Source organism: Streptomyces sp. NPDC102258 (assembly GCF_055584685.1).
Genome location: NZ_JBVJLO010000032.1, coordinates 1 through 15,849 on the forward strand (window position 1 = coordinate 1; position 15,849 = coordinate 15,849).

Genomic DNA, 15,849 nt, shown 5'->3' on the forward strand with positions numbered 1-15,849 from the left:
ACCTCAACCTCACCGGCGTCACTCGATCAGTGACCACGCTGAAAACGCTCACTGAGCTACTTCGCCACTGATTTTGCCCGCCGGGAGGCGCTCTACCGGCGGACCGCCGCGATCAGTCCGCCGGGTCGCTCCTCGCGCTGCGGCAGGGTGCTGATCGGGCGGCCGTAGGCGGCAGCGCGCTCGCGCAGGGTGTGGCTGTCGGCCTCCCAGCCGTGCCCGGCCAGCCAGGCCACCGGGTCGTCGGGCATCTCCGAGACCCACATGGACGCCGCCGAGCCCGGCACGGCATCCGCACCGAAGCGCTCGATCACGCCGCGCGAGCCCAGCGTCAGCCCCAACCGACTGCCTGCCGCCGACTGCGCGCCGATCCGGGCCAGCAGCAGTTCCACCGCGTCCTCGGTGCAGATAGATCAGCAGTCCTTCGGCGATCCACGCGGTCGGCTCCGCCGGGTCGTGCCCTGCGGCGGCCAGCGCGCCTGGCCAGTCCTCACGCAGATCCACCGCGACGGTGATCCGCTCGCAGCGTGCGACGGCCCGCTCCTGGCGCAGCACTGAAGCCTTGAAGTCCAGTGGCGCGGCCGTGTCGACCTCGAACAGCCGGGTGCCCTCGGGCCAGTCCATCCGGAAGGCCCGGCTGTCCATGCCGGCGCCGAGCAGCACGACCTGCCGGATCCCGGACGCGCAGGCCTGCCGCAACAGGTCGTCGAGGAACTTCGTCCTGATGACGATGGAGAACGACACGGCCAGCCGGCGACGGCGCGCGGCCTCGTCATCAGGCAGCGGCGGCGAGGAGGGCCACAGGCCGCCGGCGGTGGCGAACGCCCGAGCCAGCGGGTCGCGGAACAGCGCGTTCTCCCGCTCGGTCTCCAGCGCCCGCACCCGGGCCAGCCCCACCGCCGTGGCCCACACTCCCGACGGCTGCACCCGCTCCCGCTCATCAGTCACCGCGCCAGCCTAGACGGAGGCCAACTGCGCTTCCGCCGCCGGTATGCCTTCTGGCGGCAGCGCTGCGAGCACGTGCCCCCACCACGCCTTCAACCGCAACGACGATGCGAAACGGCCCGGCCCCGGCAGCTGCAATGCCGGGGCCGGGCCGTTGTCACCGGGGTGGCTACCCGAGCCAGACGATGTTGAGGACCGTCAGGCTGCGCAGGGGCCGGTTGATCCAGAAGGTGACGGAGAGCTGGCCGACGGCCGCGTAGCGGACGTCCTCGCCCTCGTCGTCGTCATCGTCGAACTGCCGGAAGCCCCACGGATCTGCGGCGGCCGCGGTGAGGATGTCCCACACGGTGTCCACCGCGTGCTCGGGCAGGGCGTCGAGGACCTTGGCGGCCGGGGCGCAGACGCGGACCGCGTACGGCGTCGGGCTCACCGGTGCCGTCGGCGGAGCTCCGCCAGGTCGACGGCGTCGCTGTCGTCGTAACCGGAGGCGACGAACGCGTCGACGGCCGGGGCGTGCGCGATGCGGCCCTGCCAGTCCTGGACGACCTCGTAGAGCCCGGCCAGGGAGAACGTGCGCCGGGATTCTTCGAGGGCGGCCGACCACTCGCGCTCGAAGGCCGGCACCCACGTCGCCGCGCGCTTGTCGGCGCGCAGCTGGGCGAGGAGTTCGGCCGGCGCCCCGGGCGCGGGGGCGTACGGGGGTGCGTGGTCGGGCTGCGCGCTCATGTGGTCCTCCCGGCGGGTCGTCACCTCACGGTACGCGCGCCGGGCGGCCGTGGATGCGGGCATGGGCGGATCCCCTCCTCCTGGGTGCGCAGGGTGCGGGCGACGGCTTTGGCGTGCGGGTCACGGGAGCGGCGGCGCGAGTACTCCCGTGGTGTCGTAGCGGTGTTGAAGCTCCCGGAGTCGAGTCAGGTTGCCGCCGTAGGCCGCCCGTGTCTCGATCCCGGTCTCTGGGAGGCCCGGCCGCAGTTCGACGTTGTAGAGCCCGACGGTGTGCGCGGCCAGTACCCGCAACGTGTCGCGGGCCCACGTCCTGCAGCTCTCGTCGGCGGTGGTCTCCTCCCAGATCGCGTTCAGCGGGATGCTCCACTGGGCGGTTCTGCCCCAGAACGCGGTGGCGGTGTCGTCGACATCGGCCAGTGCTCCGCCGGTGTGCTGGAAGTCGATGCGGCAAGCTCGCGTGGGAGCGGCGCGGATCCGCTCCGCGAGGGCGTCGGCGATCACGGCGTCGAGCGTGGGACCGGCGAAGGCCGCTTTGCCGAAGAACGAACCATGCGGACCGTCGCCCGGCCGGGGCAGCCGGATCGGTTCGGGCTCGGCGCCGTTGGCACCCGGGATGGCGAATCCGGGTAGCCCGTCCAGGTAACGGCCGGACGTCTCCGAGCGGTAGAGCGGCGACGAGCCCGCGCCCGCGACGACAGCGGAGGCCGCAGACCGGGCCCGCCCGACGGCGCTGTCCTGCCGGCTCGCGCACGCGGTGTAGACGAAAAGGACCGGCTCGTCCCGCGAGAGGGAGGTGTAGCCGAGAACCGCACTCATGGTGGTGTCCCGCGGGAGCTCGGGAGCGACCCGGAAGTAGGTGGCGAGCGCATCCGGACCCACCACCGCCCGGTCGACCCGGACCGGGCCGATCTCGTGGGTACGGAACACCGCGGAAGTGACCACCCCGACGGAGGGCGCGCAGCCCCGGACGGCCCACCACAGGTCGGCTTCCTCGCCCGAGCTCCGCTCCGAGAGGCGGACGACGTCACCGGAGGGGAGTACGAGCTCGACGCCGACAAGATGATCGAGGGTGAGCCCCAGGGACCTCGTCAGATAACCGATGCCCCCTCGGGTTGCCATCCCGAGACCGGCGTGGCCGACGACGCCGACCGGCACCCCACGGCCCGCCGGGGCGAGGGCCCCGAGCATGGTGGCCATGGTCGCCCCACCGCCGACGACCACTCGGTCTCCGTCCGGACGGGCGGCGTCCAGGTGCTCCGAGAGGTCCAGCATGATTGCCCCGTCGGCGACGCAGTTCGAACTCAGGCCGCCACCACGCACCGTCACCCGGGTTCCCGCCGTCGTCGCTGCCCTCATAACGGTCGCGACGTCGTCGACCGTACGGGGCGCCACGACGCACACAGGCCGTCGACGGGCGGCCTCGGGAAAGAAGACCTTCGCCAGAGCGTTTTCGTACCCGGCGGTGCCAGGCGCGCGCACCCCCGGTCCGAGTGCAGATCGCAACTGCCCGACGATGTCGTCCGACGACCGGGCCGGCGCGCTCACCGCAGCGTCCAGAGCCGGCGGCCGCCCGTAGACAGGCCGGAAGTTCAGGGGGTGTCGTTACTGGCCACGGTGGCTCCGGTTCCCGGTGATGGGGTTTCGGGCGGAGAGCCTTCGGTTGTCCCGGATGGATGGAGAAGCGACCCCGGGAGGCTAGATGAACCGGAAACCGCACACAAGGTTTCGGAGCCAAGAGGCATCGTGTCCCGTCGCATCGGAGTTGTCTCTGGATCTTGGCCTGGGCTGCTGGTTCGCCAGATGGATCGAGAACACACCCCGCCGGATTCTGACCATCGGGTTGGGACGCCAGGGATCAGGGCGACGAGGGCGTCTGCACCGCCGTCAATGTCCTTCAGTGCTTCGGTGTTCGATGCGGAAGTCGAAGGCCAGAGTGCCGGGATTCAGCGCCATCGCCCCGCCGTCGACGGTCAGGACCGCGCCATTGACGTACGAGGCGGCCGGGGAGAGCAACCAGTTGATCGCCTCCGCGACTTCGCGTGGCTCACCCGGCCGGCCTGAAGGCAGGGGCCGGGTCGCTTCCTCGTAGGCGGCGTCGGGCTCACCGACGTCCGACGGATGGGCCAGTGCTCCGGTCTCTTCCGCGAGACGCCGCAAGGGGTCGGGCCGCCGGCCGGAGATGACCACCTGGTGCCCAGCCCCCCGTAGCAGCCGCACGCATGTCGCCCCGATGCCAGTGCCCCCGCCGGTCACGATGACGACACGCTGCTCGGTCATGCTCACTCAGCCTCCCGCCACCGCGACATCACACAGAGCCCTTGAGCGTACGAAACCAGCACGTCGCGCCTGTAGGGGCCGCGCCCCGGCATCCGGAGCCGGGGCTCCCTGCTCACCCGTACGCAGCAGCACCACCTCACTCCGTGGTCTACCGCCGCGCCCGCACGCGCGCCGTCACCAGCCGACCGGGCCGTTGAAGCGGTTGCGCTTGTACTGCTCCCGCATCTGCTCCGCGACCCGCTCCAGGTCCCTCGTGACCCGGTTCTCCGCCTCCGCTGACCAGCGCGGTTCCTGGCCACGCCTGTCCCGTTGGTAGCGCTGTCCTCCGGAGACGGCCCGCTCCTGCCACTGCTCGACTGACCACCACAGCCTCGTGTAGGGCGCGGCGCCGTGCACGACGACCCCCAGGGTCCGCCACTGATCGGGTGTGTAGCTCTTGACCCGCCCGCTCTTCTCCAGCTCGCGCAGCAGGCCGAGCACCGCCTCCACGGAGGCCGACGACGCAGGTCCGTCACATCCGGCCCGTTCGTCGCCCTGCGCGGAGACCTCCTCCGGTGTTGAAGGGCGTCCCAGCGACCCCACGGCCTCCAGCACCTCCGCCTTATCCGGTGTGTACGTCCGCCCGTCGTCCCCACCCGTCGCCACCGCCGGCTCCTCCGCTCGCGTATGCGAATTCTTCCCGGAACGGGGCGATCGCGTCGCGGAAGTACTGATCGCCGACCACCATGTACCCGACTCCGACCACCTCGACGCGCCGCAGTCCGGGAGTCCCGCCGCGCACGAGCAGGTTCACTACGTCCGCCCGGCACGCGGTGTCGAGAAGGCGCTGCGCCATAGCGGGCCGATATGACTTTATTAGCTATAACCCATCGAAAGCCTTCGATCGGGACATTCAGGAATGTTTTCCGGCCGGGATTCCCGATGCCGATTGCCGTGTGCGGCGGTCTCACAGGATGGTCATTGCGTCCGCACACGGAGCAAGGAGAAAACCCGTGATCTCGAAGACCAGGAAGACGGCGCGATCGGCGGTCGTGGCGTTCGCCGCGGCGGCCATGCTCGCCGTCATCGCGCCCGGCAACGCCTACGCCATCGACCACATCGAATGCCGCGGAGGGGAGAATTTCCTGAAGATCTGGTCGCACGACGGCGCCGGACGCACCAGCGTGGACTGCTACGCCAACCGCGGCAGGACCTCCTTCGGCGGGTGGTGGGTCGACAAGATCTCCACGGGGAACAACGACTTGATCTACTACGACGCGAACGGCGACTCGGTGAAGATCGACCGGTGGCACGAGATCTCCTTCCCGAACCGGCCCCCGAAGGTGAACGACATCGAGATCCTCTGACGCTACGGGCGGCCGGACGGCCGCCTGCGTAGGCGAACGGAAGGAGCTGTCCGTCCTGCGCCCGCCCCTCCGGGCGGGCACGGACCCTCCCGCCGTGGGCTGTGCGCCGTCCTTTTACCCGGCCTCGGTGGGTAGCCAGGTTCCGTGGAGGCCGAGCGGGACCCGTACGGGGATGCGGACGCGGGCGAGCGGGCCGGAGGCGGGGGCGTCCGCCGGGATGACGAGGAACCAGCTGGTGCCGTCCGTACGGTCGGTGGCGAAGGTGAGCCAGTGGCCCTCGCCGTCGGCGCCGCCCGGGGTCGGTGCGAACACCGGCTCCCCGACGGACAGGTCGCCGGCGGGCCACAGCTCGCTGCCTCCGCCCGGGACGTCGTACCAGCGCAGGGCGTCGTGTTCGCCGGGGAGCAGGTCCCGGTTGCCCGAGCCCGCCGCCGCGGCCAGCCGCCGGTGCGGGCGCCCGATGAGGCGGTCGTCGATCCTCGGCAGCTCGATGTCGGTGTCGTCCAGCCGGGTGCGCCGCATCGTGCCCGCCTCCGGGCTGATCACGGCGCGTGCCAAGCCGCCGGGGTTGGGGCCGCCGGACGCGGGACCCAGCGCCAGGTGGTCCCATTGGACGTAGTCGAGGACGACGTCCGCGCTTTCCTCGTCGCCCTCGTCGTACGCGTTCACCGTGTGCCACATCCAGTAGGCCTCGTCGGCGGCCTGGCGCACCGGGCCGCCGTCACGCGGCACCAGCAGGACCCGCGTGCCGTGTTCGGGCCGCCACGTCACGAACGAGCCGGTGCCGGTCATGGCCCCCGCGATGTCGAAGAACGCGGGTGCGAGGACCAGGACCACGAAGCGTGCCGTCAGCGCCATGTCGTGGATCATCATCGGCTCTTCGACGGCCTCCACGGCGGTCGGTCCGCGCCGCACCCCGCCGTCGGGTCCGATGACCGACCAGGTCAGGAAGGGCGGTTCGAGGCCGTAACAGAAGACCACCATCTCCCCGGTGCGGGGATCGATCTTGGGGTGCGCGGTGATGCCGGCGGGCAGCGCCCCGCCGAAGGTCTCGCGGCCCAGGGTGTCCAGGTCCGGGGACATCCGGAACGGGCAGGCCGACTCCGCGAGGGCCAGCAGGCGGCCCGCGTGCCGCACCACGTTGATGTCGGGCAGGTCCTTGAAGGTGTCGGCCAGGTCGGCGGGCACGTCGGGCTCCCTCGGCATCACCAGCGATTCGAGCCCGCCCCACAGCGCCCGTCCGGCCCGTTCCTCGGCCAGGACGGCGGGCGTGCGGACGTAGCGGTTGCGGTAGCGGACCGCGCCCTCGGAGATCCACACGCCGTGCAGCATGCCGTCGCCGTCGAGGGGGTACAGGTACGAGCCGATCGGGCTGAACCGGGGGTTCGGGCCGTTGCGCAGGTACGTGCCGTCCAGGCCGTCGGGGAGCCGGCCCTCCACCCGCAGGCCGACCTCGTCGACCTCCTCCGCTACCGGAGCGAACGGTCCACTGAGGTGGGCGACCCGGGTCGGGTCGAAGGTGGGGGGCGTGTGCGTGCTCATGGCGGCCTCCGGGGCGCGCCGGACATCGGGGCGGCTCCGGTGCGCCACATTTCAGTGAAACCCTCCGGCGGCGGCGCCGCAACCAGGGGCCGGTCCCGGCCGGGCCGACGGCTCCAGTGACCGCTCAGGAGCCCGGGAGGAAGAGGCAGAACAGGTGGCCGTGCGGGTCGCGGAGCACGCGTACGCCCTCCTGGGGCTGGTGGCCCTCAAGCGTCGCGCCCAGGCTACGGGCGCGTTCGGTCTCGGCGTGCAGATCGTCGACCTGGAGGTCCAGGTGAGCCTGCATCTGCTGCCCGCCGGGGCGCTGTGGCCACTGGGGTGGCGTGTGGTCGGTCTCCAGCTGGAAGCTGAGGCTGGGGCGTTCGCGGCCGAGGGCACGCAGGCGGACCCACTCCGGCTCGCGCTCGACCTCTTCCCAGCCCAGCAGGGCCCGGTAGAAATCGGCCAGCACGGGTGGATCGGGCGTACCGAGGACAACGGCGCCGAGTGTGATCGTCATGCGCGTGCTCCTGCCCGTGGCTCGGGCCGGTACGCGTCGCGCGCGCTGCGGGATCGGGCGGGGGCGGCGCGTCACGCGTGCCGACCGCCGGGGGTGGGGGGACCATGGGCGGGGGGATTGGAGGTAGGGACATGGTCGGTACATTCCTCGCAGGGCGGGTCCGGGCTGTCGTTCTGGCGCTGGTGCCCGTGGTGTCCTTGGTGTCCGGTGTCTCCGTCGTTCAGAGCGGAACGGCGGCCGCCGCCGCGTCGCGGGCCGTGAGCTGTGGCAGCGGGTGGCGTGGGCTGGGCGTGGTGGTGGTGTCCGAGCGGGGGCGGGACGCCTGCCCCGGCGCGATGAAGGTCGCGGACGCGTTCGGGAAGGCGATGGAGGCCAAGGCGGTACAGCCCTTCACCGTCACCGTGGCCGGCACCTCCTGGACGTGCCGGGAGCGGACGGGTGACCCCAACCCGTACCAGGAGTGCGTCAGCGTGCAGGTCCCCGCGGAGCGGGTCCGCCTCGTTTCCTGACCGGCCGACAGTACGGCGTGCGCTTGCTGCGTCAGGGCATGTCATGCGGGCGCCTCAGCACTGAGCGCGGGGGGTCGGGATCCGGGCCCATTGTCAGTGGTGGGTGGGAGGATTGGAGCATCCAGTTCGGGAAAACAGGGGGAGCCGTCATGGCCGGAAACCAGAACTACATCAATCACGTTGCCCTCGTGTTGGACGCCAGTTCCTCGATGTCGCACCTGAGCGGCAAGGTCATCGAAGTCGCCGACCGGCAGATCAGCTATCTGGCCCGGCGGTCGAAGGAACTCGACCAGGAAACCCGTGTCACGGTGTATGTCTTCGCGGACCGGGCCGAGTGCGTCATCTACGACAAGGACGTGCTGCGCATGCCGTCCCTGAAGCAGATGTACCGCGTCGGTGGAATGACGGCCCTGCTGGCGGCCACGCTGAAGTCGCAGCGGGAGCTCGCCCAGACGGCCCAGCTCTACGGCGACCACAGCTTCCTCACCTTCGTGCTGACGGACGGTCAGGAGAACGCCAGCCACCACTGCCCGGACGCCCCGGCCCGCACCCCGGGTGAACTGGTGCGGGCGGTGTCGACGATGATCGAGACCCAGGCGGACAACTGGACGCTGGCCGTGCTCGTACCGGACCAGATGGGCAAGCGCGAGGCCATGCAGTACGGCTTCCCGAAGGACAACATCGCCATCTGGGACGCGACGAGCACCCAGGGTCTGGAGGAGGCCGGAAAGGTCATCCTGGAGGCCACCGAGAAGTTCATGGTGGGCCGCACCAAGGGTATTCGGGGATCGCGGAAGGTGTTCACCACGGGCGCGGAAGCGGTCAACAAGGACACCATCAAGGCGGCCGGTCTCGCCGCGGTGGACGCGGCGCATTACGCGTTGGTTCCCGTCGCCCGTGAAGCGTCCATCCGGGAATGGGTCGTCGAATCCGGGCACACCTATCGCACCGGTTGCGCTTTCTATCAGCTGAGCAAGTCGGAAAAGGTCCAGGCGCGCAAGCAGATCGCGGTGCTGGAGAAGAAGACGGACCGGGTGTATTCCGGGCCGGAGGCCCGTGCCCTGCTCGGACTGCCGGACAGCGAGGTCCGTCTCAAGCCGGACCACAACGACGACTTCACGATCTTCGTGCAGAGCACCAGCGTCAACCGCAAGCTGGTCCCGAACACGCGGATCCTCGTCATGAACGGACCCGTGTCATGAACGGATCCGCGTCATGAACGGATCCGCGTCATGAACGGATCCGCGTCGTGACGTGACGCGCCATCACGGGGTGTGCCGGTCGGCCGAGGCGGCCTCGGGTTCCGGGCCGGTGAGTTCCGGCTCCAGGCCCTCGGTGACCGCGGCGCGGGGGCGGCCGGTGTCGGCCCGCCAGACCTCGAAGACCAGTGTCGTCGCGGTCACCAGGGCGAGGCCGAGCAGCCAGCCGCCCACCACGTCGCTGACCCAGTGGACGCCGAGCGCGACCCGGGTGTAGCCGACGCCGACCACCGAGATCAGCGCCAGTGCCCAGGGCAGCGGCCGCCACGCGCGGGGCACCAGGGGGAGCAGGACCAGCAGGAGGACGGCGCACGAGGTGGTCGCCGTCATGGCGTGGCCGGAGGGGAAGGAGAAGCCGGGCGCGTGCGCCACGGGGTCCGCCAGGCTGGGCCGGGCCCGTTCCACCATGGTCTTGACCAGCAGCCCGATCAGGCCGCTCGCCACCGCGGTCACGGTGGCCCAGGCCGCCAGCCGCCAGGCCCGGCGGACCGCGAGCCAGATCACCAGGGCCGCCACGAGCAGCCGCATGGTCACCGGGTCCCACACGATGCCGGTGAGGACGTCCAGGACGCGCACCCAGCCGGGATGCTCCAGCGCGGTGGCGTGCAGCCGCTCGGCCGCGGACCGGTCCAGGCGGTACAGCGGAGTCCACCGGGACTCCACCAGCACCAGGGCGAGGGCGAACGGCACGGCCGCGATGGCGGTCACGGTGGTGACGAGCACCAGTCGCGCGCCGAAGGCGGCGTCGGCTCCGGCATACCGGGACAGGCGCGCGGAGCGGTCGGTGCGGGGTGCTGCCATGGGGGTGGTTCCTTTCCTTGCGTGGGGGTGGTACCGGCGCGGTCAGACGCCGGGGTCGGCCGTGACCGGCTCCCGCACCCCCGCGCGTACGGCTTCCAGTTGGGCGGCGAAGGCGAGTCCGAGGAACAGTGCCATGGAGGTGAGGTAGGACCAGATCAGCAGCGACACGACGGCGCTGAGGGGCCCGTAGACACTGGCGAACGAGCCGCTCGCGCTGCCCACGTACAGGCTCAGGCCCCAGGTCGCCGAGAGCCACAGCACCAGGTAGACGACGGCGCCGAAGGCGAGCCAGGTGTAGCCGGGCTGGTTCCGGCGCGGGGAGAGCCGGAAGATCGCGCTGGTGGCGAGGACGGCGAGCAGGATGCCGACCGGCCAGCGCAGCAGGTCCCAGGCGCGCACGGTGGCCTCGGACAGTCCGTAGACCTCGGCCAGTGCGCGGGTGAGGTGGCTGCCGAGCACGGTCAGGACGAAGCTGAGCCCCAGCGGGAAGCCCGCGAGGGCCGACATGACCAGCCCCCGGGTGTACTTGGCGAGGAACGGCCGGTCGCGTTCGTTGCCGTAGATGCGGTTGGCTCCCCGTTCGACCTGGCACAGGCCCGTGGTGACGTTGACGAGCGAGAACACCAGCCCCAGCCACAGGGCGGCCTGGCCTCCGGAGCCCGCGTGCCGCCGGCTCTCGCTGAGGGCGGTGTCCACCACCGGCCGGCTGGGGCCGCTGGTGAGGCCGCGGATCGTCAGTTCGGTGATGCGGCCGATGTCCTCGGTGTGCAGGGCGCCGGACAGGCCGACGGCGGCGATGGCCAGTGGGACGAGGGACAGGGCCGTCTGCAGCCCGAGTGCCCGGGCGTGGCTGAAGCCGTCGGCGTAGCGGAAGCGTACGAAGGAGTCGCGGGCCAGGCTCCAGCCGCCGTAGCGGCGCAGCGCGGTCCATGCCTCGTCGGCGGACAGTTCGTCGCCGTCTACGTCATGCTGTTGCGGTACTCGTCGTGCGGTGCCCATCGTGCGTCCCCTCTCCCTTCTCCCCTGTGTCCCGTCATCCCTGCGGTACGGCCGGACGTGCCGGGTCCGCGGGACGTGCCGGGGCCGCGGGGACGCGGTGCGCGGGCGGCTCCGTCTCCCTGCCCGTCTTCGTATCCGTGTCCGTCTCGGTCTCCGTCTGCGCCGGAGCGCCGGGCGCCTGGGGAAGATACATCCGCAGGGCGCCCGGTTCGACCTCGGCGGTGAACCGGGTGCCGTCGGCCACGGCGTCGCCGTCGAGCTCGCGCGGCTGCGGTGCGGCGCAGTGGAGGTCGATGCGGGTGGCGCTGAAGTACTCCAGCGCTCCCCCGGCCGCGATCCGGCCCGGCGAGGGGTCCGTACCGGGGCGCAGTACGCGGGAGGCCAGGTGCCCGGCCGCGGTGAGCCAGCCGAAGGCGCCGCGCGGATCGAACAGCACCACCTCCAGGCGTCCGCTGTCCGGCCGGGCCCGCGGCAGCAGCGGCAGGCCGCCCTGGAGGGCGCCGACGTTGCCGATGACGACCATGCGGGCCCGGCGCCGCTGCGGACGCCCGCCGTCGATGCGGAGGGTCAGCCGGACGCCGGGGTCGCCGAGGTGGCGCACGGCGGAGACGACGTACGCGGCCCAGCCCATGCGGGACTTGAGCTGCGGCGAGGCGTCGCGGACCATCGCGGCGTCGAAGCCGGTCCCCGCCATCACGGTGAACCGCGTCGGCGGGAGGCCGTCGCCGCGCACCCGGCCGACGTCGATGCCGAAGCTCTCGCCGGCCAGGGAGGCGGTGAGGGCGGTGACCGGGTCCAGGGGCAGGCCCAGGTTCCGGGCGAGGAGGTTCCCGGTGCCGCAGGGCACGACGGCCAGCGCGATCCCGGTGCCGGCCAGGACGTCGGCGCAGGCGCGTACCGTACCGTCGCCGCCGCAGACCACCACGAGGGCGGGCTTGCGGGCGGTGAGTTCCCGGGCGAGGCCGGCGCAGGGGCGGTCGGCGGAGGTGTCGAGCCAGCGCTGGTCATGGCGGCCCTGGGCACGGAGCACGGCGCGGATCCGGTCGGCGAGGTGGTCCGGGCAGTTGACCGGGTGGCGCACCACGAGGACGGCGCCGCCGGCGCGGGCGGCGAGCGGCTCGGGCGCGAGGCCCGGTTGCGGGGCCGTCGCGCCGGACTCCTCGGTGTCATCGGGCTTGCGCGCGGCCAGGAAGGCCCAGCCGGTGATCAGCAGGGTGAGGCCGCCGTTGAGGAGCCCGCCCGCGACGTCGCTGGGGTAGTGCATGCCGCGGTAGATCCGGGACGCGGCGACGGTCAGCGGGACCAGCAGCAGGATCGCCGCCGTCACGTGCCGCCACGGGCCGCGCATCCGCAGGAGCGCCAGGACGGCGAGTCCGCCGTAGAGCGCGAGCGAGGCCCCGACGTGCCCGGAGGGGAAGCTCGACGTGGGGGGCGCCGGGTCCAGCCGGGGCACGGGCGGACGGGGACGTGCCACGAGCGCGGTCACGACCAGGAACACCGCCGACTGCGCGGCCACCGAGACCCCGAGGAACAGCGCGTCCGTGCGGCGGGCCGGCCGGGGCAGCACGAGCAGGGCGACGATGCAGAGGAGCGTCATCGCGATGACGGTTTCCGTCCCGGCGAGCGCGGAGAACCACGCCGTGACGCCGGTGAGCACGGGGTCGCGGTGGTCCGCCAGTTCCCGGTCGGCCCGGCCTTCCGCCGAGAGGGGCCAGTAGTGGACCGCCGGGCCGGTGACCAGCCACCCCAGGCCGACCATCAGGGCCGCCTGCACCGGCAGGAGCAGCAGGGGCCGGGCGCCGGGGGCGGCTGCACCGCATCGTCTCTTCATGAGAGACGTTTGGCCCGTCCCGGCCGGATGATGCGCGCCGGCGGGCCGTTGACCTCAGGGAGCCGGTGGTGCCTCGGTGCGCCCGGGGAGGTGGTAGACGGCGAAGGCGCGGTCGATGACGGGCATCGCGACGTTGCGGACCCGTACTCCGCCCGCCGTCATGCCGTGCTCGCTGCCCGCGTGCGCGTGGCCGTGGACGGCGAGGTCGGCTCCCGCCTCGTCCATCGCCTCGGCGAGGAGGTAGCTGCCGAGGAAGGGGTAGATCTCCAGGGGCTCCCCCGCGAGCGTGTCGGGTACGGGGGCGAAGTGGGTGAGCGCGATGCGCAGTTCGCTGCCGCCGTCCTGCTCCAGCTCGCGCAGCGCCCTTTCGAGCCCTTCGGCGCAGTTGCGGGTGTACCGGATGAAGGCCTTCATCTCCGGTTCGCCGAACTCGCTGCCGCTGCGTCCCGCGAAGCCGCCGCAGAAGCCCTTGGTGCCGGCCACGCCGACCCGGGTGCCGGCCACGTCGAGGAGGACGCCGGTGCCCTCCAGGACGTGTACTCCGGCGGCCGTGAGCTCCGCCGCGACGGCCTCCTCCTGGTCGCTCTCGTAGTCGTGGTTGCCGAGCACCGCGACGACGGGGACGTCCAGCCCCGCGACCTCGCCGGCGACGACCCGGGCTTCCTCCCGGGTGCCGTGGCGGGTCAGGTCGCCGGCCAGGAGGAGCAGGTCGGCGCATTCGCCCAGGGTGTCGAAGGCGGGCCGCAGGGTTCCGGCGCTGCCCGGGCCGAGGTGGATGTCCCCCACCGCCGCCACGCGGATCACGACAGCTCCTCCGCCCGGTCGGGGGGCGCGGACCGGCAGACCGTGAGGTCCTCGCGCCAGTCGAGCCCCGCCAGCACCTCGGCGGCGAGGCGCAGGACCTCGGCACGGCACTCCGCGCTGGAGACGCAGCCCGAGATCACGGCGCCCGATCCGCGCGCCTCGACGCGTACGCCCAGCTCCGCGACGTCCTCGTGCGCCAGTCGGTCGATCAGGTGTGCGATGCGGTATTCCACCATGTCGTGGGCCGTCATGGGGTCTCCTCCCGTGCCGCGCCGTCAGCGCCGTCGCGTCCGGATCCGTCGGCGGGCCGGCCGTCGATGACGTGCAGCCGCTCCAGCAGGTGGAAGAACGCGTCCGCCAGCGGCTCGGAACGGTGGTCGCGGTCCAGCCGCTCCCAGTCGATCTGCTCTCGCAGCATGCGTGCCATGGGCAGGAGGTCTCCGAAGTCGCAGTAGTGCTCGCAGAGCGCGGACAGCCGGCTGTCCATGAGGTCGGTGGGCGCGAGGACGGGCATCCACACCGAGTCCACCGCCTTGAAGTCGGCGCGCTCCAGCAGTTCCGTGCTGACGGGGCGCCGCGCGAGTTCGAAGATCAGGTCGATCTCCTCGCCGCCGGACCGGCCCTTGACCAGCCAGTCCTCGGGGGCGCGGCGCATCTCGATGCCGCCCTGCTCCAGGGCCTTGATCGCCGCGTCGGCGTCCTGCGGCCGGACGCAGAAGTCGGTGTCGTGCTGGAACCCGGCGGGCAGTCCGTGGGCGAACGCGGCCACGCTGCCGGCCAGGGCGAAGGGCAGCCCGGTCCGTTTGAGCAGGGCCGCCACCAGTTTGCTCGTCTCCAGAATCGCCTGGGTGTGGTCCTTGGGCAGGGGCCGGTCGGCCGTGGGTACGGGGGTGGGCAGGGCCTCGGGCAGTACCGGGCCCGCCTCCCGGCCCGTCGTGGGCGTCGTGGGCGCCGACCGCGTCGACGGCTTCATGGACGTCATGGGGTACGCGTACCCGCACCGTCCCGGCGAAACCTCCCCCTGCCCCGCGTGCCGTACGGCGGCACGGGTAGGCGCCCCGTGCGTCCGCCGCGCCCCGCCCGCCGGTGCGGGCGGCCCCTTCCCGCGCGGCAGCGGACGCCCACCGTCCCCTCCGAGAGGAACCGGTCCCATGCGTAGGACATCGCCTGTCGAAACCCCCGAAGCGGCCGGGAGCCCCCGCGCGACCGGCGGAGAGGGCCTGCGCGTGGTGGTCGTGGGGGCCACCGGGAACGTCGGGACCAGCGTCGTACGGGCGCTCTCGGACGACCCCGGCGTGGGCTCCGTGGTGGGCCTGGCCCGGCGCGTCCCCGGGTGGCGCCCGGCGAAGACCGAGTGGCACGCCGTGGACGTCGAGCCGGGCGGCGAGGACCTCGTACCGCTGTTCACCGGTGCGGACGCCGTGGTCCACCTGGCCTGGAAGTTCCAGCCGACCCACGACCCGGCCGAGACCTGGCGCACGAACGTGCTGGGCAGCCTGCGCGTCTTCGAGGCCGTGGCCGCCGCCGGGGTCCCCGCACTGGTCCACGCGTCCTCCGTCGGGGCCTACTCCCCCGGCCCCAAGGACCGTACGGTGGACGAGTCCTGGCCCACCCACGGCTGGCCGCAGGCCGCGTACACCCGCGAGAAGGCCTACCTCGAACGGGTCCTCGACACCTACGAGCTCAAGCACGCGGAGATCCGCGTGGTCCGCATGCGCCCGGGATTCCTCTTCAAGCGGGAGGCCGCGTCCGAACAGCGGCGGATCTTCGCCGGACGGATGCTGCCGGGCCGCCTGGTGCGCCCCGGCCTGATCCCCGCCGTGCCGGACCTGCCGGGCCTGCGCTTCCAGGCGCTGCACACCGACGACGCGGCGAGCGCCTACCGGGCGGCCGTCGTCCTCCCGGTACGGGGGGCCTTCAACCTGGCGGCCGACCCGCCCGTGGACGCCGGGGTGCTGGCGCGCCTCTTCGACGCCCGGAGCCTGTCCATGCCCGCCGCGCCGGTCCGGGCGGCCCTCTCGGCGGCGTGGCGGCTGCGCCTCGTCCCGGCCTCACCGGACCTCTTCGACGCGGTGCTGCGGCTGCCGCTCATGGACTCGGCCCGGGCGCGCGAGGAGCTCGGGTGGGAGCCGGACCACACGTCGGTGGAGGCCGTCGAGGAGTTCCTGGCCGGCCTGCGGACCGGAGCGGGCGCGGACACCGCTCCGCTGGCCGCGGGCTGAACCGCGTCCCACCGCTGCTCGTCTGCTCGTCGTCCGTTCGGCCGGGCCCCGTTTATCATGCATTTTTATCCGGAAAGAAAGGGGCCCCCAGA

The 15,849-nt window shown here is 72.4% G+C and carries 17 protein-coding genes and 1 pseudogene; 4 read left to right on the forward strand and 14 right to left on the reverse strand.

Annotated elements, in window-relative coordinates:
* Positions 1-92: 92 nt before the first annotated feature.
* The 6 genes and pseudogenes from ACZ6ZT_RS32820 to ACZ6ZT_RS32845 form a co-directional block, all read right to left on the reverse strand.
* Positions 93-909, reverse strand: a pseudogene (locus ACZ6ZT_RS32820) (class I SAM-dependent methyltransferase).
* Positions 910-1,111: 202 nt separating this feature from the next.
* Positions 1,112-1,372 (reverse strand): hypothetical protein, encoded by a 261-nt coding sequence (locus tag ACZ6ZT_RS32825; protein ID WP_469723949.1) that lies wholly within the window; start codon positions 1,370-1,372, stop codon positions 1,112-1,114.
* Positions 1,369-1,668 carry a DUF6247 family protein gene (locus ACZ6ZT_RS32830; RefSeq protein WP_469723998.1) on the reverse strand — a complete coding sequence of 100 codons (300 nt, stop codon included), beginning with the start codon at positions 1,666-1,668 and terminating at the stop codon, positions 1,369-1,371. Before ACZ6ZT_RS32830 ends, ACZ6ZT_RS32825 begins: the two co-directional genes overlap by 4 nt.
* A gap of 120 nt (positions 1,669-1,788) precedes the next feature.
* Complete coding sequence (locus tag ACZ6ZT_RS32835) at positions 1,789-3,213, reverse strand: FAD-binding oxidoreductase (RefSeq protein ID WP_469723951.1); 1,425 nt, start codon at positions 3,211-3,213, stop codon at positions 1,789-1,791.
* A gap of 339 nt (positions 3,214-3,552) precedes the next feature.
* Complete coding sequence (locus tag ACZ6ZT_RS32840) at positions 3,553-3,945, reverse strand: SDR family oxidoreductase (protein ID WP_469723952.1); 393 nt, start codon at positions 3,943-3,945, stop codon at positions 3,553-3,555.
* Positions 3,946-4,119: 174 nt separating this feature from the next.
* Positions 4,120-4,590, reverse strand: coding sequence for a hypothetical protein (locus tag ACZ6ZT_RS32845; protein ID WP_469723953.1), 471 nt, complete (start codon positions 4,588-4,590; stop codon positions 4,120-4,122).
* Positions 4,591-4,937: 347 nt separating this feature from the next.
* Here ACZ6ZT_RS32845 and ACZ6ZT_RS32850 point away from each other — a divergent pair, with 347 nt between their 5' ends.
* Positions 4,938-5,291 (forward strand): beta/gamma crystallin domain-containing protein, encoded by a 354-nt coding sequence (locus ACZ6ZT_RS32850; protein ID WP_469723954.1) that lies wholly within the window; start codon positions 4,938-4,940, stop codon positions 5,289-5,291.
* A 114-nt stretch (positions 5,292-5,405) separates the two neighbouring features.
* Here the strand turns inward: ACZ6ZT_RS32850 and ACZ6ZT_RS32855 are convergent, their stop codons facing one another.
* Both ACZ6ZT_RS32855 and ACZ6ZT_RS32860 read right to left on the reverse strand, forming a co-directional pair.
* On the reverse strand, positions 5,406-6,833 hold the full coding sequence (locus ACZ6ZT_RS32855; protein ID WP_469723956.1) for a carotenoid oxygenase family protein: 1,428 nt from the start codon (positions 6,831-6,833) through the stop codon (positions 5,406-5,408).
* A 124-nt stretch (positions 6,834-6,957) separates the two neighbouring features.
* Positions 6,958-7,332, reverse strand: coding sequence for a VOC family protein (locus ACZ6ZT_RS32860; protein WP_469723957.1), 375 nt, complete (start codon positions 7,330-7,332; stop codon positions 6,958-6,960).
* A 131-nt stretch (positions 7,333-7,463) separates the two neighbouring features.
* On the opposite strand from ACZ6ZT_RS32860, the gene ACZ6ZT_RS32865 reads away from it, so the two are divergent.
* Both ACZ6ZT_RS32865 and ACZ6ZT_RS32870 read left to right on the forward strand, forming a co-directional pair.
* A complete protein-coding gene (locus ACZ6ZT_RS32865; RefSeq protein ID WP_469723959.1) occupies positions 7,464-7,841 on the forward strand; it encodes a hypothetical protein in 378 nt (125 codons plus the stop codon).
* Between the two features lie 149 nt (positions 7,842-7,990).
* Positions 7,991-9,043, forward strand: a complete 1,053-nt coding sequence (locus ACZ6ZT_RS32870) for a vWA domain-containing protein (protein ID WP_469723960.1) — start codon at positions 7,991-7,993, stop codon at positions 9,041-9,043.
* A 63-nt stretch (positions 9,044-9,106) separates the two neighbouring features.
* Here the strand turns inward: ACZ6ZT_RS32870 and ACZ6ZT_RS32875 are convergent, their stop codons facing one another.
* Genes ACZ6ZT_RS32875 through ACZ6ZT_RS32900 form a run of 6 tightly spaced genes read right to left on the reverse strand, consistent with a single transcriptional unit; the run spans position 9,107 to position 14,508 of the window.
* Positions 9,107-9,901 carry a phosphatase PAP2 family protein gene (locus tag ACZ6ZT_RS32875; RefSeq protein WP_469723962.1) on the reverse strand — a complete coding sequence of 265 codons (795 nt, stop codon included), beginning with the start codon at positions 9,899-9,901 and terminating at the stop codon, positions 9,107-9,109.
* Between the two features lie 42 nt (positions 9,902-9,943).
* Complete coding sequence (locus tag ACZ6ZT_RS32880; RefSeq protein ID WP_469723964.1) at positions 9,944-10,900, reverse strand: YihY/virulence factor BrkB family protein; 957 nt, start codon at positions 10,898-10,900, stop codon at positions 9,944-9,946.
* 34 nt (positions 10,901-10,934) lie between these two features.
* Positions 10,935-12,731 carry a bifunctional phosphatase PAP2/diacylglycerol kinase family protein gene (locus ACZ6ZT_RS32885; protein WP_469723966.1) on the reverse strand — a complete coding sequence of 599 codons (1,797 nt, stop codon included), beginning with the start codon at positions 12,729-12,731 and terminating at the stop codon, positions 10,935-10,937.
* 54 nt (positions 12,732-12,785) lie between these two features.
* Entirely contained in the window at positions 12,786-13,535 is a 750-nt protein-coding gene (locus ACZ6ZT_RS32890) for a metallophosphoesterase family protein (RefSeq protein WP_469723967.1), read from the reverse strand.
* Entirely contained in the window at positions 13,532-13,786 is a 255-nt protein-coding gene (locus ACZ6ZT_RS32895; RefSeq protein WP_469723969.1) for a hypothetical protein, read from the reverse strand. Before ACZ6ZT_RS32895 ends, ACZ6ZT_RS32890 begins: the two co-directional genes overlap by 4 nt.
* Positions 13,783-14,508: a hypothetical protein gene (locus ACZ6ZT_RS32900; RefSeq protein ID WP_469724000.1), complete on the reverse strand. Its 726-nt coding sequence runs from the start codon at positions 14,506-14,508 to the stop codon at positions 13,783-13,785. Before ACZ6ZT_RS32900 ends, ACZ6ZT_RS32895 begins: the two co-directional genes overlap by 4 nt.
* 178 nt (positions 14,509-14,686) lie before the next feature.
* Here ACZ6ZT_RS32900 and ACZ6ZT_RS32905 point away from each other — a divergent pair, with 178 nt between their 5' ends.
* Positions 14,687-15,757, forward strand: a complete 1,071-nt coding sequence (locus ACZ6ZT_RS32905; protein WP_469723970.1) for an NAD-dependent epimerase/dehydratase family protein — start codon at positions 14,687-14,689, stop codon at positions 15,755-15,757.
* The last annotated feature ends 92 nt before the right edge of the window (positions 15,758-15,849 follow it).